The 24,356-nt window shown below is 57.7% G+C and carries 22 protein-coding genes and 1 riboswitch; of the genes, 10 read left to right on the forward strand and 12 right to left on the reverse strand.

Annotated features, from left to right (window positions below):
* Positions 1 to 14 precede the first annotated feature (14 nt).
* The 3 genes from Abci_RS01345 to pnuC are packed head-to-tail and all read left to right on the forward strand — an operon-like array spanning position 15 to position 4,332.
* Positions 15 to 2,474: a TonB-dependent receptor gene (locus Abci_RS01345; protein WP_048837364.1), complete on the forward strand. Its 2,460-nt coding sequence runs from the start codon at positions 15 to 17 to the stop codon at positions 2,472 to 2,474.
* A 6-nt stretch (positions 2,475 to 2,480) separates the two neighbouring features.
* Complete coding sequence (locus tag Abci_RS01350; protein WP_048837365.1) at positions 2,481 to 3,725, forward strand: phosphotransferase enzyme family protein; 1,245 nt, start codon at positions 2,481 to 2,483, stop codon at positions 3,723 to 3,725.
* A gap of 31 nt (positions 3,726 to 3,756) precedes the next feature.
* Entirely contained in the window at positions 3,757 to 4,332 is a 576-nt protein-coding gene (pnuC, locus tag Abci_RS01355) for a nicotinamide riboside transporter PnuC (protein WP_048837366.1), read from the forward strand.
* 2 nt (positions 4,333 to 4,334) lie between these two features.
* On the opposite strand, the gene Abci_RS01360 is transcribed toward pnuC, so the two are convergent.
* The 4 genes from Abci_RS01360 to hmpA form a co-directional block, all read right to left on the reverse strand.
* Entirely contained in the window at positions 4,335 to 4,844 is a 510-nt protein-coding gene (locus Abci_RS01360) for a hypothetical protein (protein WP_048837367.1), read from the reverse strand.
* Between the two features lie 18 nt (positions 4,845 to 4,862).
* Entirely contained in the window at positions 4,863 to 5,708 is an 846-nt protein-coding gene (gene purU / locus Abci_RS01365; protein ID WP_084597467.1) for a formyltetrahydrofolate deformylase, read from the reverse strand.
* A 435-nt stretch (positions 5,709 to 6,143) separates the two neighbouring features.
* Complete coding sequence (locus tag Abci_RS01370; protein ID WP_084597468.1) at positions 6,144 to 6,581, reverse strand: DUF488 domain-containing protein; 438 nt, start codon at positions 6,579 to 6,581, stop codon at positions 6,144 to 6,146.
* A 39-nt stretch (positions 6,582 to 6,620) separates the two neighbouring features.
* Complete coding sequence (gene hmpA / locus Abci_RS01375; RefSeq protein WP_048837369.1) at positions 6,621 to 7,841, reverse strand: NO-inducible flavohemoprotein; 1,221 nt, start codon at positions 7,839 to 7,841, stop codon at positions 6,621 to 6,623.
* Positions 7,842 to 7,925: 84 nt separating this feature from the next.
* On the opposite strand from hmpA, the gene Abci_RS01380 reads away from it, so the two are divergent.
* From Abci_RS01380 to Abci_RS01390, 3 genes are all read left to right on the forward strand, one after another.
* A complete protein-coding gene (locus tag Abci_RS01380) occupies positions 7,926 to 8,408 on the forward strand; it encodes an RrF2 family transcriptional regulator (protein ID WP_048837370.1) in 483 nt (160 codons plus the stop codon).
* Between the two features lie 92 nt (positions 8,409 to 8,500).
* Complete coding sequence (locus tag Abci_RS01385) at positions 8,501 to 9,268, forward strand: SDR family NAD(P)-dependent oxidoreductase (protein WP_048837371.1); 768 nt, start codon at positions 8,501 to 8,503, stop codon at positions 9,266 to 9,268.
* A 204-nt stretch (positions 9,269 to 9,472) separates the two neighbouring features.
* The gene (locus tag Abci_RS01390) at positions 9,473 to 9,862 is read left to right on the forward strand and encodes a hypothetical protein (protein ID WP_048837372.1); all 390 of its coding nucleotides are present in this window, start codon (positions 9,473 to 9,475) and stop codon (positions 9,860 to 9,862) included.
* Between the two features lie 122 nt (positions 9,863 to 9,984).
* Here Abci_RS01390 and Abci_RS01395 read toward each other — a convergent pair whose 3' ends face one another.
* On the reverse strand, positions 9,985 to 10,959 hold the full coding sequence (locus tag Abci_RS01395; RefSeq protein ID WP_244877552.1) for a DMT family transporter: 975 nt from the start codon (positions 10,957 to 10,959) through the stop codon (positions 9,985 to 9,987).
* A gap of 338 nt (positions 10,960 to 11,297) precedes the next feature.
* A riboswitch (Fluoride riboswitch) is annotated at positions 11,298 to 11,369 on the forward strand.
* Between the two features lie 91 nt (positions 11,370 to 11,460).
* On the opposite strand from Abci_RS01395, the gene Abci_RS01400 reads away from it, so the two are divergent.
* A complete protein-coding gene (locus Abci_RS01400) occupies positions 11,461 to 11,853 on the forward strand; it encodes a CrcB family protein (RefSeq protein WP_048837373.1) in 393 nt (130 codons plus the stop codon).
* Positions 11,854 to 12,059: 206 nt separating this feature from the next.
* On the opposite strand, the gene Abci_RS01405 is transcribed toward Abci_RS01400, so the two are convergent.
* Positions 12,060 to 12,446 (reverse strand): VOC family protein, encoded by a 387-nt coding sequence (locus Abci_RS01405; protein WP_048837374.1) that lies wholly within the window; start codon positions 12,444 to 12,446, stop codon positions 12,060 to 12,062.
* A 214-nt stretch (positions 12,447 to 12,660) separates the two neighbouring features.
* Here Abci_RS01405 and Abci_RS01410 point away from each other — a divergent pair, with 214 nt between their 5' ends.
* Both Abci_RS01410 and Abci_RS01415 read left to right on the forward strand, forming a co-directional pair.
* Positions 12,661 to 15,276, forward strand: a complete 2,616-nt coding sequence (locus tag Abci_RS01410) for a TonB-dependent receptor (RefSeq protein WP_084597469.1) — start codon at positions 12,661 to 12,663, stop codon at positions 15,274 to 15,276.
* A 75-nt stretch (positions 15,277 to 15,351) separates the two neighbouring features.
* Positions 15,352 to 16,614, forward strand: a complete 1,263-nt coding sequence (locus tag Abci_RS01415) for an alpha/beta hydrolase family protein (RefSeq protein ID WP_084597470.1) — start codon at positions 15,352 to 15,354, stop codon at positions 16,612 to 16,614.
* A gap of 63 nt (positions 16,615 to 16,677) precedes the next feature.
* Here the strand turns inward: Abci_RS01415 and Abci_RS01420 are convergent, their stop codons facing one another.
* The 4 genes from Abci_RS01420 to Abci_RS01435 form a co-directional block, all read right to left on the reverse strand.
* On the reverse strand, positions 16,678 to 17,718 hold the full coding sequence (locus Abci_RS01420) for an SDR family oxidoreductase (RefSeq protein ID WP_052944746.1): 1,041 nt from the start codon (positions 17,716 to 17,718) through the stop codon (positions 16,678 to 16,680).
* A gap of 261 nt (positions 17,719 to 17,979) precedes the next feature.
* Complete coding sequence (locus Abci_RS01425) at positions 17,980 to 18,804, reverse strand: acyl-ACP desaturase (protein ID WP_048837376.1); 825 nt, start codon at positions 18,802 to 18,804, stop codon at positions 17,980 to 17,982.
* A gap of 22 nt (positions 18,805 to 18,826) precedes the next feature.
* On the reverse strand, positions 18,827 to 19,000 hold the full coding sequence (locus Abci_RS01430) for a hypothetical protein (protein WP_158319766.1): 174 nt from the start codon (positions 18,998 to 19,000) through the stop codon (positions 18,827 to 18,829).
* Between the two features lie 227 nt (positions 19,001 to 19,227).
* A complete protein-coding gene (locus Abci_RS01435) occupies positions 19,228 to 19,656 on the reverse strand; it encodes an acyl-CoA thioesterase (RefSeq protein ID WP_048837377.1) in 429 nt (142 codons plus the stop codon).
* Between the two features lie 240 nt (positions 19,657 to 19,896).
* Here Abci_RS01435 and Abci_RS01440 point away from each other — a divergent pair, with 240 nt between their 5' ends.
* Positions 19,897 to 21,426, forward strand: coding sequence for a UvrD-helicase domain-containing protein (locus Abci_RS01440; RefSeq protein WP_048837378.1), 1,530 nt, complete (start codon positions 19,897 to 19,899; stop codon positions 21,424 to 21,426).
* Positions 21,427 to 21,466: 40 nt separating this feature from the next.
* Here Abci_RS01440 and Abci_RS01445 read toward each other — a convergent pair whose 3' ends face one another.
* Both Abci_RS01445 and Abci_RS01450 read right to left on the reverse strand, forming a co-directional pair.
* On the reverse strand, positions 21,467 to 22,972 hold the full coding sequence (locus tag Abci_RS01445) for an aldehyde dehydrogenase family protein (protein WP_048837379.1): 1,506 nt from the start codon (positions 22,970 to 22,972) through the stop codon (positions 21,467 to 21,469).
* A 167-nt stretch (positions 22,973 to 23,139) separates the two neighbouring features.
* On the reverse strand, positions 23,140 to 24,300 hold the full coding sequence (locus tag Abci_RS01450) for an energy transducer TonB (protein ID WP_048837380.1): 1,161 nt from the start codon (positions 24,298 to 24,300) through the stop codon (positions 23,140 to 23,142).
* Positions 24,301 to 24,356: the final 56 nt, after the last annotated feature.

Here is a 24,356-nt window from a genome sequence, read left to right on the forward strand (position 1 = left end):
AGAAAGTTTTGCCAATGCCGTTGAGCCTGACATTCCGCTCTGTTCTGTTTGCCAGTGCGGTGCTCTCCGGCACCAGCCTTCTGTCGTGCGTGGGTCAGGCTGCCACAGGCACGGCTGCTACAGTGCCACAGCCGCGTGTGCCCACGCCGCGCGGGCATACTGCCCCACACCCGCACGCACCCAGCGCCCATCACGCCTCTATACCCGCACCGCCCGCGCCAGTGCGGGCACAGGGGCAGGAGACCATAACCGTGCAGGCCAACCCGGTGGCGGACCATGCCGGGGGTGGGTTGATACGGCCCCAAACACAGGCGCAGGCGGTCAGTGTGGTCGGGCAGGACTTCATTGCCCGGCAGGCACCCTCTGCCACCGCGTATGATCTGGTTGCCCTGTTGCCGGGGGCCACTGTTGCTACGTCTGACCCGCTGGGCCTGTCGCCACAGGTTAATATCTCCGTGCGTGGCCTGAATGGGGATGCCATAGGCTATGTGCTGGAAGGCATGCCGCTGAACGATATTGCATATTATAGCGGCTACCCCAGCCAGTTTGCTGACAGCGAAAACTACGAGAGCATTGCTCTGGCGCAAGGGGCCGCCCAGTTGGAAAGTCCTGTGCTCAATGCTGCCGGAGGGCTGATGTCCCTGCGTTTCCGCACCCCGGCGGAAAAAGCGGGGGGCATGGTGAATATCTCCTACGGTTCCTACAATACCAACAGGCAGTTCATGCGGCTGGATAGCGGGGAGATCGGGTCATCAGGTGTGCGGGGGTTTGTGTCCTACTCCCACAGTGCAGCGGATAACTGGCGTGGGCCGGGCCGGGATAAGCGGCAACATGTGGACTTCAAACTGCTCAAGACATGGGGCCACAATAACAGCGCAGCCCTTGTAGGCACCTGGAACCAGGCCATAGACAGCTATTACCCGCAGCCCACCAAGGCAGGCTGGCAGCAGGACGGGCTGCATGGGGCCAATAATCTGGCCAAAAACTATGATCGTAATAATGATGCTCAGGGCACGGATTACTGGCGGCTTTACCGGCAGCCGGAGCGAACCCTCTATATGGGTGCCCCTGTAGAGCTGCATCTGGGGCACGGTATCACATGGCGCACAACCCCTTACGCGCAGGGTGCCTACGGCAATGTACCGGGGGGCAGCAGCCTGCCAACATCTGGCCTCTGGAACGGTAACCAGCCGTTGACAGAAACCCTTACGCTACCCGGCACGCAGGATGGTGTGGCCACCGTGCGGGCAGACTACACGCAGCGCAGCTACCGCAGTGGCTTTACAACCGGGGTGGAGTGGCAGCACGGTGCCAACACCCTGATGGCCGGATACTGGTACGATTATTCGGATGACAGCGAGTATCAAAGCTTCACGTCCGTAGGGGAGAATGGCACGGCTGCGGGCATTTGGGGTGGCAGTGGCAAAACATCCGTCACGCTCGCAGATGGCAGCATATTGCGCGCCACCAACAACCATACGCTTTCACAAACCAATGCGTTGTATGTGGGGGATACACTATCCCTGCTGCATAACCGGCTGGTGCTGTCAGGCGGGTTTAAGGAGGTCATGCTCACACGCAACGGCACTAACGCCATGCCGGGCACCCCGTACCATGCCAATACCAATTATGCGGTGCCCCTGCCGCGCCTGTCCATCAAATACCAGATCACGCCACGGCATCAGGTCTTTTTCAATACCACAACCAACTTCCGCACCCCGGCGGAAACCGCCTTGTATGCTGCCTATGATCCCACATCCGGGGAACTGACGGCGCAGAGCAACACCAAGGTAAAAAACGAATATTCCATAGCCGAAGAACTGGGCTACCGTTATGCCGATGACCGGATTATTGGCAGCCTGACCCTGTTTAACTACAACTTTACCAACCGACAGATTGAAACGGTCGGGCAGATCAACGGGTCTTACGTGTCTTCCACCTTCAACGCGGGTGGGCAGACATCCCGCGGGGTGGATGTGGAACTTGGTTTGCGGCCATGGCACCATTTCAGCCCGTATCTGTCTGGGGAATATCTGCACGCCACTGTGGATAATGACCTGCTGTCCGGCGCAGACCTGCTGCCAACACGCGGCAAACGCGCCATCCGCAGCCCCACACTACAAGCCGCAGCGGGGCTGACTTATGATGATGGGCATGTTTTCAGTGTATTTACGGTCAAATATACAGGCCGCCAGTACGCGACTTTCATGAATGATGAGCGTATCCCCAATTTTGTGACGGCGAACATGGCCGTGGGCTACCGCTTTTCTGATGCTGTGTTTCTGCACAGACCAGAACTGCGCATGAACTTTATTAACATCACCAATCAGCACTATCTGTCTGGTGTGGCCAACCCAACCCTGAACGCGCATGACACAACAGGCCGCCGTGGCACAACCATAGCCGGGTCCGACCCCACCTATTATATTGGTGGCGGGTTTGCTGCCTTGTTTACGGCGTCCACCGGGTTTTAAGGGGTTATGGGAAAAAAAAGTGCTCCAGTCGGTCAGTTTGGTGTGCATGGGGTGCAGAGCAAACGTGACTGGCCGTGCCTGACCGAGGCTGAAATTCAGGCCGTGGCGGCGCAGTATCCAGACCTGCCGCCCGCACCAACGGTAAGCTGGAACAGTATGCGCCCGTTTTCCGCCGCCGCGCGGATAGACGGTGCTGGCTGTTCAGAACGCGAGAATGGGGCGGGAGATTTCCTGATAAAGCGCCATCATGCCTCCCTGCGTGGTGTTGCGGCCTTGCAGGAGGAACACGCTTTTATGCGGCACCTGCACCAGCACGGCGTGCCTGTTTGCCTACCGTGCGTCACCCGGTCCGGCGCTACGGCGCTGGCTTTAGGGGAATGGACGTATGAGGTCTTTCCTCTTGCCGCAGGGCAGGATGTGTACCGGGATGTCATGTCCTGGCAACCTTATAAAAATGCAGGCCACGCCACGGCGGCAGGGCGTGCGTTAGCGCTGCTGCATAAGGCGTCTGCCTCCTATCCCGCACCGGGGCGTGGTGAGCGGAGTGCGGCCGGGTTGCGGGCAGGCCGACCGCTGACCTCCAGCCTGAACGCTATTGGTCAGCCCGATTTTCTGGATGCCTTACAAAACTGGGTGGCGCTGCAACCGGGGCTTATGCCGCAACTGGCCCACCGCTCCTGGCTGGCAGACTGTGCTGCTGTTCTGGTACCGTTGCATGACCGCCTGAAGCCACATCTGGCAACACTGCCCACACTTTGGGGGCATGGAGACTGGCATGGTTCCAACCTGTTCTGGCAGCAGGGGCAGGGCGCCCACAACCCGGCAGAGCCGCAGGGCAGCGTAAGCTGCGTGCTGGATTTTGGCATGGCGGACCGCACCAGCGCCATGTTTGACCTTGCTGTAGCACTTGAACGCAGCATGGTAGACTGGCTGGACCCGGCAGAAAACAGGCGCGTCTTTTACCCGCACATGGCCGCCTTCCTGAACGGTTACGCGCAGGCCAAACCCCTTGCGCCGCAGGACTGCGCACAGCTTGGTGCGTTTTTGCCGTTGGTGCATGTTGAATTTGCACTCTCGGAAGTGGCCTATTTTGGCACGCTTTTGCAGGACGCTGCGTCAGCCGAGGTTGCCTATACAGAGTATCTTCTGGGCCATGCCCGCTGGTTTGCAACAGGGCAGGGCAGGGCGGTGCTGACGTGGCTGGGCACGGCAGCGCAAGAGCCTCAGGCAGTAGGGCCAAAACAGGCATGATCAGGAAAATTTTCAAAAGAGAAGCCGCAGCATGACGGCTTTGGAAACTGTCTCCGCGGCCCTCAGTGCGCTTGGTGTCTGGCTGACAGGCCGCCGCGCCATGGCTTGCTGGCCGGTCATGAGCCTTGCGAGTGTTTTATACGGCGTTGTGTTCTGGCAGGCGCATCTTTATGCGGATATGGCGCTACAGGGTGTGTTTGCAGCCTTGTCTCTGTACGGATGGTGGCGGTGGCTGCGTGGCGTGCAAACGGATGGGGCGGTGTATATTGTCCCGCTGAAAAATATGCTCTTCTGGTCAGGACTTTTCGTTGCGGCGCTGGGCGGTTTGGTGGGTGGTTATGCCTTGCAAACCCTGACGGATGACCCCATGCCGCTGCTGGATGCCCTGTTGAGCGCCTATAGTATTCTGGCGCAGGTCTGGATGGCGCGGCGGCATAGTGCCTGCTGGTGGCTATGGGGTGTGATAGATGCTGCATACACGGTCATGTTTACCATTCGTGGCCTGTATCTAACCGCAGTCTTATATGCCGTGTTTGTGGTGCTGGCAGTGGCGGGCTGGCGTGCGTGGCGTCATGCAGGGGTAAAGCCGGTGCGTAAAAACACCTGACGCTACCCGAACAGAAAAACCGCTGTTAAAACCATAAAATTATACAAAAAGTGGGACAGGGCCGTCGTTAAAAACGGGCTGCCAATGCGGGAGCGCATAGTCACATAAAAACAGCGGGCATAACATAACCCCCCAAAGCCACCCACCACCAAGGCTTGCAGCCAGTTACGGTGGAAGCCGGGGGTTACGCCGCCATAATGCGAAACCCCGAACGACGTTATACTGATTATAAAGAACAGCCACCACACAGCGCGTTGGGGGAGTGATGTTTTGCTCAAAAGAAAATAGGGTAGGGAAAAGAAGAGAGACGTTTCCAGTAGAGGGGCTATCGCTAAACCTATGACGGCCAGTTTCTGGAAAGGGGGAGTTTTTGCCACAACGGACGGTGCCAGCCCCAGCGTATGGAGCAAGGTGGCGCAACTCATGACAACCGCAAAATTGGTCAGCACACAGAGCAGGCAGGCCCGCCAGTTGATACCAGAATGGTCCGGTCGACCAGAGGGCGCTGTCATGTGGCTGATCCCCTAACGCTACGCAAACACGACAGTGCGATGGCCGTTCAGCATGACCCGCTGCTCCACATGCAGTTTAACAGCCCGTGCCAGTACCTGAGATTCCACGCCACGTCCTGTTGCAATATAGTCATCCGGGGAGAGGGCATGGTTTACGCGGGCGGTTTCCTGCTCAATAATCGGGCCTTCATCCAGATCCGCCGTGACGTAGTGGGCCGTAGCGCCAATCAGCTTGACCCCGCGTGCATGCGCCTGATGGTAAGGCCGCGCCCCTTTGAAGGACGGCAGAAAGGAGTGGTGGATGTTGATGATCCGCCCACGCAGCTCCGTTGACAGGGCGTCAGACAGCACCTGCATATAGCGTGCCAGCACGACAAGATCTGCCCCGGTATCCTGCACAAGGGCGCGGAGTTTGTCTTCCTGCTCGGCTTTGTTGTCTTTGGTGACAGGCCAGTAGTGGTAGGGAATACCAGCATGGGCCGCCGTCTGGGCGCTGTCCTGATGGTTGGAGACAATGGCAACAATTTCGGCCCGCAGCCAGTTGACCCGTACCTGATAGAGCAGGTTGAGCAACGCATGGTCAAAGCGGGAGACCATGATGATGATGCGCGGCAAAACAGCCGTGTTGTGCAGGCGCATGGTCATGCCAAATTCCTGCGCCACGGGTTTCAGCCCGCTTTCCATTTCTTCAAGGCTGTTGGTATGGGGGGCCACAAAGGCCAGCCGCATGAACAGTTGGCCGCTATCCGGGTCACTGAACTGGTGGGTTTCTGAAATATTGGCCCCTCGCTGGACCAGTACGGAAGAAATGGCCGCAACAATGCCGGGGCGGTCCGGGCAGGAAAAAGTCAGAACAAAATGCATGGCGCCGTTTTTTATCCCTGGGTGCCAGCGGCGCCGGAGCAGCCGCAGGGCCTGAAAGTCTTAAGATTTTACGGGGTCTCTTGTGCCAAGACCGTCGCAGGACTGCAACAGCCTGCGGCTCATCCTGCTAAAAAGCAGTAAACATCTTGACAGTAAGTGGCAGGTAAAACGCGCCGCTTACCATGTGGATTATTTGAAAAAGAAAGGACTCGCTGAGTCTGTGTGCCGTCAAGCGGTTTTCTGCCGGACTCGGAGCAAAAAGCTGTAACCCGCTAAAAACTGCACTTTTTGGGCAACAGGGCTACGCAAACTCCCCCAATGTTATCCACAGAAAGCGGGGAGAGATTGTGGGAAAACTCTGTGGATAGAATTGCCACAGGTAGGCGGGGCGCGGCTTTTTCTCGGCTTTCTTGGTTTGTTCTTTTAACAGGAATGTCACGGTGTATGACATGCGGCCTGTAAAAGCTGCGCCAATACAACGGCCTCGTTTTCCGTTGTGTTTCTGGCCCCAAATAACAGGGTGACAGGCCCCTTGCGGGCCAGTGCGACAAGCTGGGCCATGGCGTCCGGATTCTGCGCGACTTCAGCCTTATAACGCTGCTGGAAGCCCTCCCACCGGGCCGGGTCATGGCCAAACCATTCCCGTAGTTCGGTGGAAGGAGCAATGTCCTTCAGCCACAGGGTCAGGTGGGCGCGTTCCTTGCTCACCCCGCGTGGCCAGAGCCGGTCCACCAGCACACGTGCCCCATCTTCCGGTGTTGGGTCTTCATACACCCGGCGGAGGAAAATGGGGCCAGCCGCCCCCTCTACACGGTGGGCCGTGCCGCCCGGAGGGGTGGCTGAATGCGGGTGAGAGGAGGTGGCGTGGTTCATGGTCTGGTTCCGGTTGGTCGGGCTTTACTCGGGTGGGCTTCAGGCTGCGTGCAACGTGTCTTCTACTGTGGTGGCAGGGCCAAAGACCTCATGCCGGATGCGGTTTTCTGGCACACCAGCCGCCTTCAGGCCGTCTATCATGCGCAGCATGAAGGCTTCTGGCCCGCAGATGTAATAGACAGCATCCTCAGCCGTATTGGCTTTAACCCATTCAGGCGTTATCCGTCCTTCATGCACCTGTACGGCGCTGGAAGCTTCTGCCGTATTGGCGGGGGAGGCATGAGTGTAAAACACATCGGCCTTCACCACGCCTTGGGCGGCAAGCGCGTGCAAGCGGGGGCCAAAGGCCTCGGTTTCCGCACTATGCGTGCCATGAATATAGTGGAGCGCACCATGCGGCCCGTTGGCAGCGGCTTCCAGCATGGACAGAAACGGCGTAAGCCCCACGCCAGCGCTCAGCAGAACGGTAGAAGCCGGGGCAGGCATACCCAGTGTGAAAGACCCAGCCGGAGCGGAGACCAGAAGTTCCGTACCTTCTGGCGCGTGGTCATGCAGCCAGTTGGAGACCAGCCCTTCTGGCGCACGGCTGACACTGATGCGGTATCCGCGTTCAGACGGTGCTGAGGAAATACTATAATTGCGGCGCTGTGTGCCAAGCCCCGGCACCGTGATGTTGAAGCTGAGATACTGCCCCGGTTTATGCTGCAACACAGGCTGCCCATCTTTGGGTTCCAGATACAGGGACAGCACCCGAGGGCTTTCCTGCACACGGCTGCGAATAACAAAAGGCCGCCAGCCTGCCCAGCCGCCGGGGGCGCTGGCTGTCTGGTCGTAAAGCTGTTTTTCACGGTTTATCAACACGTCAGCCAGAAACTGGTAGCCGTTTGCCCATGCCTGCATGATGTCCGGCGTGGCGGCCTCTCCCAGCACATGCTCAATCGCGCCTAGCAGGGCTGTCCCAACATGGGGGTAATGTTCGGGCAGGATATTCAGCCCGACATGTTTTTCCGCAATGCGCTCAATCATGCCGGTCAGGGCACCAAGGTTATTGATGTTGCGGGCGTAAGCCAGCACGGCCAGCGCCAGTGCAGTGGGCTGGCTGCCATTCTGCTGGTGGGAGCGGTTGAAGAGCGCACTAATGGCGGGGTCTGCCAGCAGGCGGCTGTACATTTCCCGCGTAATATCCACGCCGTGGGCTTCAAGGGCCGGAACGCAGGCGGTGATGATGGCGCGGGTCTTGTCGTCAAGTGAGGGGGCCACGGACTCGATCTCCTTAAAGATGTATATTTCACACACCTTATTGAACGCTGGATATGGGCTGTCAAGTTGCGGTAGCTTTGCCCCATGCGCATGACCGTTTACACAGACTACGCCCTCCGCACGCTCCTCTACCTTGGCGTGCATGCAGACCGCCGGGTGTCCATCCGGGAGGTGGCGGAGGCCTATGGAATTTCTGAAAATCATCTGGTGAAGGTTATTCACCATCTGGGCCGTGGCGGTTTTATTGATACGTTGCGGGGCCGCAATGGCGGGCTAATGCTCGGCCGTGCGCCGGAGGATATTTGCATAGGCGATGTGGTGCGCCACACGGAGGAAGATATGGCCCTAGTGGCCTGTATGGCTCCCTCTATGCCGGGTGAAAAAAGACAGGCCGGGGCGGGGTGCCTGCTGGCCGGTGGTTGCCATTTGCGCGGCGTGCTGGGGGAAGCGATGGGGGCCTTCATGGCCGTGCTGGACCGGCAGACGTTGGCTGACCTGCTGCGGCCCTATGAGCGCCGTGTGCTGACACAAGCGGCCCAAAATGTAGAGGCTGCACCAGCGCCCTGACGCAAACGGGCTTTTGAGAAAGCCGAACTCAGGGCATGATGCCCCTGTCCGTGTGTGGCGTATAGCCACATGCCAAGCAGGGAGAAACAGTTATGACACATCCGCTTAAAACCGTTCTGGTCACCGGGGCCACTGCCGGGTTTGGCCATGCCATTGCCCTGCGGCTGGTCAAGGAAGGGTTCCGCGTTATTGCAACAGGCCGCCGTAAAGAACGGTTGGACGCACTGGCTGCACAGGCAGGCGGTGCCGTGCTGCCGTTCGTGTTGGATATGACGGACCTTGAGGCCATAAAGGCGCTGCCGGATGCGTTGCCGGAGGGCTGGCAGCAGGTGGATGTGCTGGTCAATAACGCCGGGCTTGCGCTGGGGCTGGAAAAGGCATGGCAGACCAAACCGGCAGATTGGGAGCAGATGATTGCAACCAATGTCACCGGCCTTGTTGAAATAACCCGTGCCCTGCTGCCCGGAATGGTGGCGCGTAATGCCGGGCACGTTATTTCTTTGGGTAGTACAGCGGGCACGTATCCGTACCCGGGAGCCAATGTGTATGGCGCGACCAAAGCATTTGTAGACCAGTTTATGCGCAACCTGCGCAGTGACCTGCTGGGCAAGCAGGTGCGGGCTACAACCATCGCCCCAGGCCTGTGTGGCGGGAGTGAGTTCAGCCAGGTGCGCCTGGGTGACAAGGACAAGGCGGATGCGGTGTATGACAACACAAAACCGCTTCTGCCCGAAGATATTGCGGAAACCGTGACGTGGGTGCTCAAGCTGCCGCCGCATGTGAATATCAACGAAATTGAAATGATGCCGACCTGTCAGGCCTCTGCCGGTCTGGCCGTTGACCGCACCATGGCCGTTTAAAAACGACGCACATTTGCGTGTGCTGCCAGAACGATATGCCTATGGCGGCGTTGGACTGTGCAGGGTGGCAGAAAAAGGGAGAGGTAGCCCGTGAGCGTCCTCACCTCCTTCTGCCCAGCCCGGTGTAAACAACGCGTAACCTGCCACCAAATAACCTATAAAAAGATCAGGCAGGTTGCGTGCCCACTTCAGGAGACACCGACCATGACACTCACCAATGCTGTAACGTCTGCTGCCTCTCAGGTCGGGGATTTTCTGACCTTTGCGACACAGGATGAATCTGGCCTGCTTTCTCTACTCAATGACATTCTTGGGCCGCTTCCTCAACCGGGGCACCCCAGCAAGCTGGAACGACGCGCAGAGCACGTGGAAATGCTGCCCGTCATTCGGGGCTGGCAGGCGCAGGACAAGGCTGCTCCCGCTACGGAAGAGCAGATAAGGCAGTTCTTCACGCCGGAAGAACTGGCGACTCTGTCCAAAGAGACCGGGCTGTCCGAGACCGCAACGATGAGCATGGTGCAGGAACTGCTGCCCCGTTGCGTGCGCCGCAGGGCTCTGCACGAGCCGTTTGCCTGCCGTATTCAACGGCCCTAAAGCGGGTCGGGAGGCGCTCCAGCCATAGACATGGGCCATGCTATGGCTGGTCTTACGAGATGCCTGCGCGAGTGGATTCCACGTGAAACACTTCGCAGGGCGAAGAACGGGCCGTGCCGCTGCTAGCTTTGGCTGGGGGCTGCGCGGCTTTTCTTTTCGGCAAGCCGTGCCGCGTTTTTGGCTGCGCGGCGGGCCTTCTGGCGTTCCCAGCGTTCCTTCATGGCCATGCGCTCATAACGGATACGCTGGCGCACCCAGTTGAGCATACCGGAGCAGGTGAGCACGGTAATGCCCACAAAGGTCCAACCATCCAGCGGTTCATGGAACAGGATGTAGCTGAGCACCACCCCCCATACCATCTGGCTATATTGCGGCAGCGCAACACGGTTGGCAGGGGCGCGGGCCGTGGCCAACATCATCATCAACTGCCCGAGGGCGGCCAGAAAACCATACCCGAACAGGAAGCTCCATTCTGCCACGCCATGCGGCCAGGAGGCATGAAGCGCCATGAGGAGGCCATTGCCAATAATGGGGCCAACAAGGCTGGACCCAAACAGGGACAGGCGTACGCTTTCCGCACTGGCAAGGCGGTAGGCAATAACACTGCCTGCATTGGCAAAGGCAGCCAGCAGGGCGCACAGATGCCCGAGGTTAAGTGGTCGCACGCCAGGGCGCAGCACAATAAGCACCCCCACAAACCCCATCACCACAGCCAGCCACGCCCAGAGGGTAACCTTCTCCTTCAACAGCACGACGGAGAGGATGGTGACAAAAAGCGGCATCAGAAACATGATGGACAGCGCTTCCGGCATGGAAAGCAGCATGAAGGCTTCCACACTGGCGGCGGTGGCCACGAACACGCATGTGGCGCGCAGGATCCACATGCCCTTCTTTTGCGGGCGGATGACATCAAGGTAGGATTCGTGGGGTTTGCGTAAAAACGGCAGGATCAGGCAGCCAAAAATACCGCCTGAAAAGGCAACTTCAAACGGATCCAGTGCTCCGGCCAAGAGTTTTGAAAAGGCATCGCTTATGGCGAATGAGGCATATGCCCCGAAGGCCAGCGCCATGCCGGAGAACAGAGTTTTTGGGTCCATTGCCGTCAAACCACATCTATAGGAACTGTAGAGAGAGTTTTTTGCCTGTGCTGCCAGACAAAAAAGCGTAGGCGCAGGCCAATACGCCCATTGCTGCGGGAATTAAAGTGATTGTTTGCCATACTATAATGGCACGCGCACAGTCTGAAGGCACGAAGTATCAGGCAGGATGTAACAGAAAGAGGCAGTCTTCCGCCGCGTATGGAGAGGCTGGGAACGCCTTTTCAAAACCCTAGCCATGGGGCAGGCAGGCAGGAGCTATGGCAAAACAGCGGGTCTAAGTGACCTCCATGCAACACAAGCATGACTTGAGATGCAGCAAGCCCTTCTTTATACAGGGCAGAACAGGGGATGGAGTGCCCCCTTATAACCGCCCCCTGAAAACGGGGGCTGATGACTCCTACCGTGCAACATGGGTGCAGGCCGCGTGGCATACGCTGTGGTCTGCCCTTTAGCGGTGGGCGTCCTACGTGCCCGCCAAGGTTTAAGGAACTGGGCCGTATGTCATTTTATAGCTGTCTGATTGTCATGCTGGGTGGGGCGTTGGGCACACTGGCGCGCTATGTGGTGACAGTGCTGACTATTCCGTACAGCCGCGCCATGCCGTGGGGCACCATTCTTGCCATTAATACGGTTGGCTCTTTCCTTATTGCATTTTTTGCCAGCCTGACCGTGGAGAGCAGCCGTTATGCGGCATCGGACAATCTGCGGTTGTTTGTTATGGTGGGGCTATGCGGCGGGTACACAACGTTCTCTTCCTTCAGTCTTCAGACGCTTGACCTTATGCGGACTGGTGCGTGGGGGCGCGCAATGCTGACGGTTGTGGCGTCTGTTCTGCTTTGTGTAGGGGCAGCAGCAATAGGGCATCTGGGTGCAACGCGATTGGTGCGGTAGTTGGCCTGTTGCTGGGCGAGATCAAGCGGAATTAAGGGCCTGTTTTTTTTGCTAACAAAAAGACATGACCTCCAAAGCAAGAGTGCGCGTTACACGGCAAGGCTTTGGGGAGAGGGCCGGGGGTTTTTAAAAGCGCGCCATAGGGAGTGCGTGCGCTCCACAAGCCCGTCTGGCAAGGCTTTTACCAGACGGGCTTTATGGCCTGCTTAAGCTGCTGGCATTTTGTGTACGGCACAAAGCTTGTTGCCGTCTGGATCTTTCAAATAGGCCAGATACAGGTCACCTGTTGGCAGGGGGCGCACGCCGGGTGGGTTTTCAATGGCTGTGCCACCGTTTTCCACGCCTGCCTTGTGCCATGCCGCAGCCTGTTCTGGCGTTGCGGCCTTGAACCCCAGTGTAAAGCCGTTGCTTGGCGTGGCGGGTTGGCCGTCCAGTGGTGTGGTGATCATCAGCATGCCGCCATCATGCAGGTAAAACAGGCGGCCCTTGGCATCTTGTATGGCGGCAGGCACGCCCAATGCAGCCAGTGTGGCATCATAAAAGGCTTTTGAACGGGCAATATCGTTACTGCCCAGTGTAACATGGTTGAACATGATGCGGTGTCTCCCTTGGTAAGGCATCTGGCAAAGTGGCAGCCTATCGCAGGTTCGTAAAAGGTCAAAAAAGTCACAGGGGTGTGTGAAAGGGGTAACAGAGAACTGTTACAATTTCGCATAAGCCTTAAAAATTATTGCAGAGAGGACAAGGGTTTCTATAGCAACAGGCCATTAATTCCTGACGCCCCTGCATAATAGAAAGTCCTGCCTCATGCCTGCACCCTCTCATCCCAAACCACGATGGAAGCGTTACCGGACCCTTTCCGGCAGGCAGATGCTGGCCAATTCATCCGGGCTGGACAAGCGGGCGGCGTCCTCTGCCATGGCAGTTGGAGCACTATCCTTGCTGGCCTGTGTGGCAGGCTATGCCAACGCGGCAGAGACCGCGGCGCACAAGCGTACAGTAGGCAAATCCCACACAGTTGCCCATGCAGGGGCGCAGACTGGCACAGCCAAAACCACAGCGGCCCGCACAACACCGGCGCAGACTGGTGCCGCCGTATCTGCCAAACCTTCCCGCCGCACCGCCGCTGCTAAAGAGGCCGCAGGCGCTATGGAAGCCGTGACCGTGACGTCTACACGGCGGGCAACTTCCATCATGCGGGTACCAGTGAGTGTTGCGGCCTATAATCAGGCTTATCTGGACATGAAGGGTGCAAAAACCATTCAGGACGTGCTGCGGTTTACGCCCGGCCTGACATTTGACCCGACTTCCAAAACCCCCATCGTGCGTGGGCTGGCTTCCAGTGCCGGGTCTGCCACCACGGGTATTTATCTGGATGACACACCCATCCAGATCCGTAACCTTGGCTTTAATGCTGAAAACTCCGTGCCCCAACTGTTTGACATGGAGCGCGTGGAAGTGCTGCGCGGCCCACAGGGCACCCTGTTTGGCGCTGGGGCAGAAGGCGGTGCGGTGCGCTATATCACGCCAGCACCGAACCTGAAGAAATACACTTCCTACGCCCGTGCGGATGTTTCGGCCTCACAGTACGGCGCCCCGACTTATGACCTTGGCGTAGCGTTGGGTGGCCCGGTGATAAAGGACAAGCTGGCTTTCCGGGTGAGTGCTGAGCGGCAGGGTGAAGGTGGGTATCTGGACCATCTGGATTACCGCACCGGGCAAAAAGTGGCCAAAAACACCAATAATAACGATGTCAACGTGTTCCGCGGGTCCATTCTGGCCAAGCCGATGGAAAACCTGACCATCACGCCGTCCATTTTGTATCAGCAGCGCCTGGTGGGGGATACGGACAGCTATTTTGCCGGGCTTTCCAACCCGTCCAAGCAGCAGTTCTATGTCAACTCACCAGAATACCAGAAGAGCACGGACCGCTTTTTCCTGCCCTCTCTGAACGTGAAATATGACATTGGGAATGTGTCGCTTATTTCCAACACGGCCTATCTGCACCGTAACAACGTGACCAGCTACAACGGCACAATTTACGATCTGTCTTACTATAACGAGTTTCTGGACAGCAGCAGCCCGTACTATCCCCTGCTGACCCCGCAAGGTATTAATCCCAAACTGCCTTACTATTACGGGCCATCTACCATTCTGAACCAGCAGCGTAACTTTACGGAAGAATTCCGCGTACAGTCACGCAACCCTGTGTTCAACCGCCTGATGTGGGTGGCGGGTGTGTATTACCAGAACGACAAGCAGATGAGCTCCGAACGGCTGGAAGACCAGCAGTCAGACCAGTTCACGCGCCTGCTGTTTGACCAGTCCGCCAGTGAGTTCTGGGGCGGTTGGCCGGATGTTGGTAAATATGCCTACATCAACCAGACCCGCGCCAAAGATGAGCAGACCGCCGTTTTTGCAAACGCGACTGTTGAGATCATCAAAGGTCTGAAATTTGATGCCGGTATCCGTTATACACATGCGGATTACAGCTTCACCAACTTTGCAGATGGTAGCCATAACGCGGCCCGCACCACCGGGGCTGGTGGTATTACGGAAAACCCCGTAACGCCCAAATTCACCCTGAGCTACCAGATTGACCGCCATTCCATGGTGTATGCAGGCTGGAGCAAAGGCTGGCGTGTGGGGGGTGCCAATACACCCGTGCCACAGCGTTTGTGCCAGAACGACTTGGACAATTTTGGCATGAGCTCAGCGCCGGACAAATATAAGTCTGACTCTGTTAAAAGCTGGGAACTCGGCTCTAAAAACCAGTTCTTTAACAACCGTCTGCAAATTGCGGGCAGCCTGTATTACATCAACTGGTCCAACATTCAGCAGAATGCGTATCTGCCGGAATGTGGGGTGCAGTACACCACCAATATGGGGGAAGCGGTCAGCAAAGGGTTTGACCTGCAAGCCACCTTGTACCCTGTGGATGGTTTGGCGATTGACACCACGTTGGGCTTTACGGACGCGCACTACACCAAAAATTCCTTTGTGGGGAATAATGGGGAAGGCCTGCTGGCCCGCAAAGGGGATTCTCTGGGCACACCGGGTTGGACCTATAGCCTTGGCGTCCAGTACAATATTCCAAAACACATTTTGTCCATTGCCCATAGCCAGCTTTATGTGCGGACGGACTATCAGTACATCAGCCGCCCTAATGGCACCACCATTCAGCGCGACCCGTCAACGCTGGTCTATAACAACGGTTATTACCTGACACAGGCTCAGAATTACCTGACTTTGCGTGTAGGGGCCAAGTTCCAGAACAACATGAACCTGTCTTTCTACGTCAACAACCTGCCGAACCTCAGCCCAATGGTGACCAGCATGAGCCAGGTCAATGGGTCTCTGCTGCAACAGCAGTCCACCATGCGGCCGCGTTATATGGGTGTGTTGCTCACTTACAGCCGGTAAGCGAAAGCCGGAGCGTGTTCTCCGGTTTTTCTACCCTACTCGTAGAGTGTCATTTTAGAAATAAGGCGTAATTTCATGGTGTTTTCTGGTGTGTGGCGCAAGGTTTTGGTGGGCGGCGTGGCTGCTGTTGCCGTATCTGTTGGTGCGGGGGCTACGGGAGTGGCTCAAACCGCGCCAGCCGCGCAGATGGAAGAACTGCCCCGCACCATCCCCGATGCCATGGCCAAGGAGGCATCCCTCGCACTGCCCGTAACATCGTTTTACACCCAGCCTGACACAGGCTCTGCATGGCCCGGTAAACTGGTGCGGGCAGAAAAAGCGACCGACTACTCGGTGCCTGCGGGCATGACCGTATGGCGCATTATTTATCATTCTCTAGATGCAGAGCGGAAAGATGTTCTGGCCTCCGCCTTTATCCTGCTGCCAGCGGGTAACGCACCCTCTGGCGGGTGGCCAACAGTGGCTTGGGCGCACGGCACCAGCGGTGTTGCGCAGACCTGCGCGCCGTCCCTGATGAAAGACCTGTATTATGGGGATGAAGGCTTGTTTGACTTCCCCAAGGCGGGTCTGGCCGTTGTGGCGACGGACTATCATGGGCAGGGTACGCCGGGTGCGCACCACTACATGAACAAGCTGTCTCAGGGCTATGATGTCATCTATTCCGTAGCTGCCGCCCATGAAGCCTTGCCAGGCCTTCTTAGCCAACAATGGGTGGCCGATGGCCATTCACAGGGGGGCATGGCAGCCTGGAGCGTGGGGGAGATGGAGCAGCAGCTTAACAACCCTGACTATCTGGGCACTGTGTCTGTCTCCGGCACTATCAACATGCTCAATTTCATTGCGCCCAAAAAGGAGGAAGGCGGTGCGCCGTTCTACTTCCCCATGGTGGCGTTTGGGGTCAAAGCCCGTTACCCAGGCTTTGATGAAAAAACGGTTCTGACAGCCGCCGGGTATGAGCATTACCCGCTGCTTGCCACCAAGGGGTGCTGGTTTACCGGCCATGCAGCCTATACCGGCAAAAGCAGCGCAGACATCATGAAACCCAACTGGACAAAAGCCCCGGCTGTGCAGGCACTTTTAAAAGAAGATGCTGTGGGTACCCTGCCGGTTAAAGGCCCGCTGATGGTGCTGACAGGCAGCGGCGACGTGTCCGTTCCGCCTAACGGGGTAAAGGCTAAGGCGCGCAAGGCCTGCAAAAACGGGATTAAGCTGTTCTTCCATGTATACCCCGGTCTGGATCATGACCCGACCATGATCTATTCCACGCAGGACCAGATTAACTGGATAAAAGATCGTTTTGCACACAAGCCTTTTGCAGAAAACTGTAACCAGCTTTAATAAAAAACGGGGGCGTATGACGCGCCCCCGTTGCACAGTGCCGGTAAAACACGGCGTACTGTTTTATGGCAGGCACATGCCGCCATTTGCCCCAATAATCTGACCTGTCATGTAACTGCTCTCGGTTGAGGCCAGTTGCACATAGGCGGGTGCCAGTTCGACAGGTTGCCCGGGGCGGCCCATGGGTGTTTCTGCACCAAATTTCTCAACATTCTCCATGGTCTGGCCCCCGCTGACCTGAAGCGGTGTCCAGAACGGACCCGGCGCAATGGCGTTGACCCGAATACCTTTTTCCACAAGCTGTTTCGCCAGCCCCTTGGCAAAATTGGCAATGGCCGCTTTGGTCATGGAGTAGTCCAGAATATTGACTGATGGGCTGAACGCATTGGTGGATGAGGTGAAAATAATGCTGGACCCCGGCGGCATAAGCGGAATTGCCGCCTTGCTGAGCCAGAATAGCGCGTACAGGTTGGTTTTGAGGGTCCAGTCAAAGGCTTCGGTGCTGACATCCAGCAGGCTGTCATGTGTTTCCTGCCGCCCTGCACAGTTTACAAAAATATCCAGCCCGCCAAGGGCCTGCGCGGCCTGTTGCACCAGTGTGTGGCAAAAGGCTTCCTCCCGCAGGTCACCGGGAATGCGCACACATTTGCGGCCTTCCTTTTCAATTAGCGCGGCAACCTCGGCGGCGTCACTTTCTTCTGCGGGAAGATAGTTTATGGCAACGTCCGCCCCTTCACGCGCATAGGCAATAGCGGCGGCGCGGCCCAGCCCGGAATCTCCGCCTGTAATCAGGGCTTTGCGCCCCAGTAGCCGGTTGCTGCCTTTATAGCTTGCCTCCCCACAGTCTGGCAGTGGGTGCATTTTGCCGTTTAAGCCAGGCCAGGGTTGGGGCTGTTTTGCAAAAGGGGCTTTTACATAGGCGGTACGTGGGTCCTTAAGCGGTGGTGTGCTGGGCATGGTGCCTCCGGCAGAAGAGGAAGGGGTCGCTGCATTGGCGGCGGGGAAGGGGAGCGTTGCAGCACCTGCCGCAGCGGCTATGCCCGCAACCCTGAACAGGCGGCGGCGTGCGGCGTCATGTTCCGGTTTGGTGGTATGGTCCGTCATGATGTGCTCCGGTATGAATGAGGGGCACCATCAGGCCTTCCGCAAGGTCGGGGTGATGGGCTGATGGCCGCAGGCAGGTAAGCTGCCGCACTGCACCCCAAACGGGAGCAACCCAGGAAGGTTGCGAAATTGGTTATTTTCTTTGAAAAATGCAGAATAATTATAGGAATTATTCGTTTTTATAAGGTTTAAATTTTAGTCTGTTTTTATAATGCCAGACAAAAAAGGGGAGAGACATCAGCCCCTCCCGCCATAAAATGCTCAGTTTATGCCAACGAGTTTCGCAAATTTTCTTTGGCGTTTGAAGAACAGTTTTTCCGCCACCCAGAAGGCCGCGTCCTGCAATTTGCTGTGCGGTGTCAGCCCTGTTGTCTTGAACACCATGCCAATAACACGGCGCAAATGCTTGGGCTGGTAAGACCGCATGGCCCGCGCCATGTAATTGGCAATGCAGTCATTATGGTCATAGGGTTTAGAGGAGGGTTCATTGGTGGTGTAGTAAGCGGAGGCCAGTTCGTCATCCTCGCTTTCCGTCACGCGGCCAAGGGCGATGCGCAGGCGTTGCAGGGTCCCGATTTTCTCCCGCTTCAGGTAGCGCTGCATGTGGTCATAAAACAGCTTGAAGTGCCGGAACTCATCTGCCGCAATCTGCTTGCACAGGGCTTTGAGGGCTGGTTCTTCCGTTGCATCGGCAAGGGCTGTGTAGAAGGAGGATGTTCCGGTCTCCACCATGCAACGCGCAATCAGCTCCCCGGTGCGGGAGCCACGGACGGACTGATCAACGTCCAGCTTGATGTGGTAGAAGTCCCGATAGCGCTGGAAGGCTGCCTCATAGTCCCAGCTTGGGTCAGCCAGCATGGCCCAGCGGCCCAGTGCATCCCCATGCTGAATTTCTTCCACCGCCCAGTGGTCGGCAGCCTGCTGGAAGTCCGGGTCATCCTTGAAGACATTGTTGAGGTAGATGGCATAATCCACGCTATTACGCTCAACGACAGACGCAGCTTTGACCGCCTTGAGCAGCTCAGGGTCAACTTTGGATGGGTCAAAACTGTCCCATGGGAGTTGGTCAATCTGCCAGTGTTTCATGTGCGCCGGGTCCCCATCCTGACTAACTTGGCTGCCTGTTGTTCCGGGCTGCGTCTGCCCGGAAAACTGCCCACGCTAGGGCACCGCGCAGGTGGCCCTGCATGGTGCTCTGGCGTATTGAACTGTGTGTCATGCCTGATACCACACCGGTACCACGCACGCCGCCAATACGGCGCTTCTGGGGGTTAAACGTCAAACCTGACAGAAAGATGCCTCATGGTGGGCGCTCCATAGGCTGCAAGACAGCCTGTGACGCGCCAAAGGCTCTAGCCGAAATTACGGCGCTACGGAATGGGAAAGGGCCAAAAAATGGTGTTCATGCCCATCAGGGGTATCACACCACTAAGGCTGGCCAGGCGCAACATCTTGAAACAGAACGTAAAAATGCGGGGCACAGTGTGTGGCCCCGCGTGGCGTCAGGCTTCAGACAACAGGGTCAACCGGTGCATCCGTGGGGGTGCGGGTGGGCAGCGGGCGGGGGCGGCGGTTGGCGTCCAGTGCCACAAAGGTAAAGTCACCCTCGGTCACCTTGGAGGTCTTGTGCGTATGGCGCGCCCGCCGCCATGTCTGCACATGAATGGTCATGGAGGTCCGGCCCTCTTTGGCAATATGGGTGTAAATGCTCACCTCATCCCCCACGGCTACGGGTTCCAGAAACACCAGCCCGTTGATTGCGACCGTGGCCGCACGCCCGTTGGCGCGGAAGGCTGCCGTGGTGCCTGCTGCAAGATCCATCTGGGAGATGATCCAGCCACCAAAAACGTCTCCGGCCGGGTTGGTGTCGCTTGGCATGGCCACCACGCGGATTGTCGGCACGCCCTCGGGCAGAACAGCAGAAGAAGAAGACGGCATAGGCGCAGGCCCTTTCAAGGCAGGTCAGATGGCCGGTGATAAGGCGGTTGCCCGCAGGAGGAGTGGTGTGAGTATCCGGCAATTTCACACATTTTGCCACCGTAAAGCAGGGATGCTGTTTGTGTAATTCAGTTCTTTGTGAGGGCGCGGGCTGCCGCAGGTTGCATAAGGCCCTGCACAGGGCGGCCCAACTGGGCTACAAGCCGCTTCTTTGGGGTTGAGAGAGGGGTAGGGCAGCGGATGGTGGCGTGTACGCCTGAGCAGAAGACAATTCTGGCAAAAAGCCCCACGCAAAGTTTCAAGGTTGTTGCGGGGGCTGGGTGCGGCAAGACCAGCACGCTCGTTATGTATAGTGAGCAATGGGGCCAGTATAAGGGGTTGTACCTGGCCTTTAATGCCGCCATTGCACGGGACGCCCGCGCCCGCTTTGGCCGCCAGATACAAGCGCGCACTGCCCATAGCTACGCGTTTACGGACCTGAATATCCGTGCCCTTGAAGGGGAGCGGCTTATCCCCCGCTATAGCATCCGGCATGTGCGGCAACTGGAAAAGGAGATGGGCCAGACCGCCCCGCCCGGCACAGCGGATACGGTTTTAAAAACCCTGACAGCCTTTTTAATCAGCGCAGGCACCAAGCTGACACAGGCGCATTGCCCGGACCCGGACGCCAAGCGCAACCGCGCGGTGCGGACCTTTGTGGCGGCGGCCTTCAAATATATCATCCGGTATGAGCGGCACAGCTTCCCCATTACGCATGATGTGTACCTGAAGCGTTTTGAGATGGAACGGACCATCAGCGGCTATGACTATATCATGGTGGATGAGGCGCAGGACCTGAACCCGGTTCTGTTCTCCATTCTGCAAAAGTCCGGGTTGCCGCTGGTGGCGGTGGGGGACCCGCACCAGTCCATTTATGCTTTTCGGGGTGCGGTGGATGCTATGTCCGGCCTGAGCGTGCAGGCGCTCCCCCTGAGCCGAAGCTGGCGCTTTGGGGAGGAGCTTGCCAGACTGGCCAACGCTGTGTTGGCGCAACATACCAAGCCCCCGCATTATCCGTTGCGCGGTAACCCGGCCCTTAAAACATCTATCCGGCATTATACAGGTAAGGTTCGGCCTGCGAAAAACACCCTGATTCTGGCCCGCACCAACGCGCGGCTATTTGAAAGCCTTGTGAATATAAAAACGCCTTTTCATGTTCTTGGCGGTATTCAGGACATGGTGCAGGAAATTCGCTCAGCGCTCACGTTGTATCGCAGGCATTCCAACCCTACGGCGCGAGGGCCGGAAGGGGGCGTGCCCTTCGGCTCCTGGAAGGAGCTTGTTGCCGCCAAGGAAGGCGATAATGCAGACCCTACCGCCAAACGGCTCTTCACCATTGTGGACAAGCACGGGTTTGATCTGGACGAGAAAATAAAGACCATTCAGGCGCTTCATTGTGATAATGCCGCCGATGTTAGTCTTGTCTGCTCCACTGCCCATAAAGCCAAGGGGCGCGAGTTTGATACGGTTATTATGCTGGATGACTTTCTCTCACCAGCCGAGTGGGCGACCCGGCGGGAGCGGGCACTAGCGCGGCTTGCGAATGTGGAGGATGAGCCAGAGTTTTCTGAAAAATTCAAACTCCGGCAGAAAGAACGCTTGATGCGCCGTATGGAGGAGTGCGACCAGGAGATTAACCTGCTCTATGTTGCCTGTACCCGTGCCAAGACAACTTTATATGTGCCAGAACCAGTTTTTACATTCTGGCAGGAGCGGCACCTGTCCGCATAAGCAAGGAGCGGCCTTTTGTGCAGGCCGCTCCTGAAAAGACTTAGAAGAAACCGAGTTTTTTCTCAGAGTAACTGGTGAGGATGCTTTTGGTCTGCTGGTAATGTTCCAGCGCAGACTTATGCGTCTCACGCCCAATGCCGGATTTTTTGTAGCCGCCAAACGCAGCCCCAGCAGGATAAACATGGTAGCAGTTCACCCAGACACGCCCTGCTTCCAGCCCTTTGGCGGTGCGGAAACAGGTGTTGCTGGAGCGTGACCACACCCCGGCACCCAGCCCGAACTCCGTATCGTTGGCAATGGCCAGCGCTTCTTCTTCCGTCTTGAAAGTGGTGACGGTCAGGACGGGGCCAAAAATCTCCTCACGGAAAATACGCATGGTGTTATCCCCCCTGAACAGGGTGGGCTGCACATAAAACCCGTGCTGCAAGCCAGCGCCAAGGTCCGGGCGGGCACCGCCTACCAGAAGCTCTGCCCGGTCTTCCGTTTTGCCAATCTGGATGTAATCCATAATCTTGTTGGCCTGCATGGCGGAGTTCTGGGCACCCATCATGGTTTCCGGGTCCAGCGGGTTGCCTTGTTTAATGGCCTGCACCCGTGGCAAAACCCGCTCCATGAATTTGTCATAGATGGATTCCTGCACCAGTGCGCGGCTGGGGCAGGAGCAGATCTGGCCCTGATTGAGCGCAAAAAGCGTGAAGCCTTCTAGTGCTTTGTCCAGGTAGTCATCATCATGGTCCAACACGTCAGCAAAGAAGATGTTGGGGGACTTGCCGCCCAGTTCCAGCGTTGCGGGAATAAGGTTTTCCGCCGCCGCGTGGGCTACCATCTTGCCGGTTGGGGTGGAGCCGGTGAAGGCGACCTTGGCAATGCGTGGGCTGGTGGATAGCGCTGCCCCGGCATCCCGCCCAAGGCCGTTGACCACGTTCAGCACACCCGGCGGTATAAGGTCGCCTATCAGTTCCAGCAGCACCAGAATACTGGCGGGTGTGGTTTCTGCTGGCTTAAGCACTACACAGTTGCCCGCAGCCAGAGCGGGTGCAAGCTTCCATGACGCCATGAGCAGCGGGAAGTTCCAAGGGATAATCTGCCCTACAACGCCCAGTGGTTCATGAAAATGGTAGGCGATAGTCAGTTCGTTCAGGTCGGTAATGCCACCTTCCTGCGCACGGATGCAGCCTGCAAAATACCGGAAATGGTCTATGGCCAGAGGAATATCTGCATTGCGCGTTTCACGGATAGGCTTACCGTTGTCCCATGTCTCGGCAAGGGCCAGAGCATCAAGGTTGGCTTCCATCCGGTCTGCAATTTTAAGCAGCATGTTGGCCCGATCTGCCACGGAGACATGCTTCCAGCTTTGAAAAGCCTTGTGGGCCGCGTCCAGCGCCAGCTCAATATCTTCAGCGGTGGATTGCGGGACTTCGCACAGGGTGCGGCCATCAATGGGGGAAATGTTGGTCATGTAAGCGCCTTTGACCGGCGCTTTCCAGTCACCACCAATATAGTTGGCGTAGCGTGACTTGAAGGGGTGTCCCTGTGAAATGGTCATACGTCAAACTCCCATGCTCTTTGCGGCATTCTTCAGGATGTTTCGAAACTATGAGGGGCTATGTCATCACCCGGATGTCCGGTGGTTTTGTGTTCAGTCTCCGGTGCCAGACATCACAGGCAAATTCTGTGTGGGTGGGATACACCTACCAAGCTGTGGCGCATCTGTCATCGCCTGATCAGAATATAGTTCATGGTCAGGTCAATATCGAAGTGGTCACCCTGCATGTTGGGCGGCACTGGCGGCAACTGTGCGCCACGGAACATGCTGGTTGTTGCGGCGTCCAGATAATAGGAGCCGGAGGACCCTGTCTCGTAAATAGATTTTACGCGGCCTGTGCGGTCCAGCACCACATGCACGGAGGCCGGGCCTTCCTCCCCATTGCGGGCGGCTTCTTCAGGGTAGAATTTATGGCGCTCGATCCATTCATTGATCTGCTGCCCATAATCATCGCTCACACCCTTGATGGAGGCGCGGGAGGTGTAATGCGCGTTAATGGCCCCGTTTTCCACCACAGGACCAACCGACATATCAATAGGCCCGCCAGACCCGCCGGGGCGGCCTGTACGGTGGCGGCGCGGTGCCGGGGCCTCGTTGAACGAGAGGTCCATCGGGTTATCAAACGGAGACGCAGCATGGCGGCGTTTGTTCGGCTGGGGCTTGGCTTTTGGCACAGCAGCAGACTTGCTGCTGGCGTTGGGTTTGTGGCCGGAGGGCGTGTGCGCCGGTTTGACCGTTTTATGCTCCTGCGGCGTGGGTTTGGGCAGGCCGTCGCTGGAGGTTGGCAGTTCCGGCGCAGTCGGGATGTCATCAGACGGTACGGCGGGGCCGGGGGCGGCGTCTTCCGGGTTGGGTTCGGCCTGCCCGGCGGTGCTGGCCGTTTTGCCCGCGTTGCCGGACCCGGCATCGGGCGACTGCTGGCCTGTCATGCCGCTGGAGGTCTGGGGGGCGGCAAACACCATCTCCACAGACGGCGGTTGTGTGCCCTCGGGCGAGCCTTGCGGGTTGTGGTGTGTGGTCTGCCACAACAGGGCTGTCAGCAGCAGGAAATGCGCTACGGCGGAACTGGTCAGCACCGGGCCGAGCGTTGGCTCAGCATACAGTTCCCGGCGGATGAGCGGGGTAGGCGTACCCTTGACGCGCGGATACTGCCGCCCAAGCGGGCGGGGCACGGGGGTGAGAGACGGCTTCAGGCTTTCCCGCTCATGGGCGGGCAGGGCTGCGTCCGGCTGTGCATCATGGGGCTGGCCCGCAGTCTGCCCGTGTGGGGCCAGACGGGGTTCCTGCCTGTTCCGTTGCTGTGAAGAGCGGCTGAGCATAGCCTTCATGACGTGCCCGTTCTCTCCTCTATCCCGGCAGGGCTATGGTGGGGGTGTTCCAAAAA

Origin of the sequence: Acetobacter cibinongensis, assembly GCF_000963925.1 — a bacterium.
GTDB classification, from domain to species: Bacteria; Pseudomonadota; Alphaproteobacteria; order Acetobacterales; family Acetobacteraceae; genus Acetobacter; species Acetobacter cibinongensis.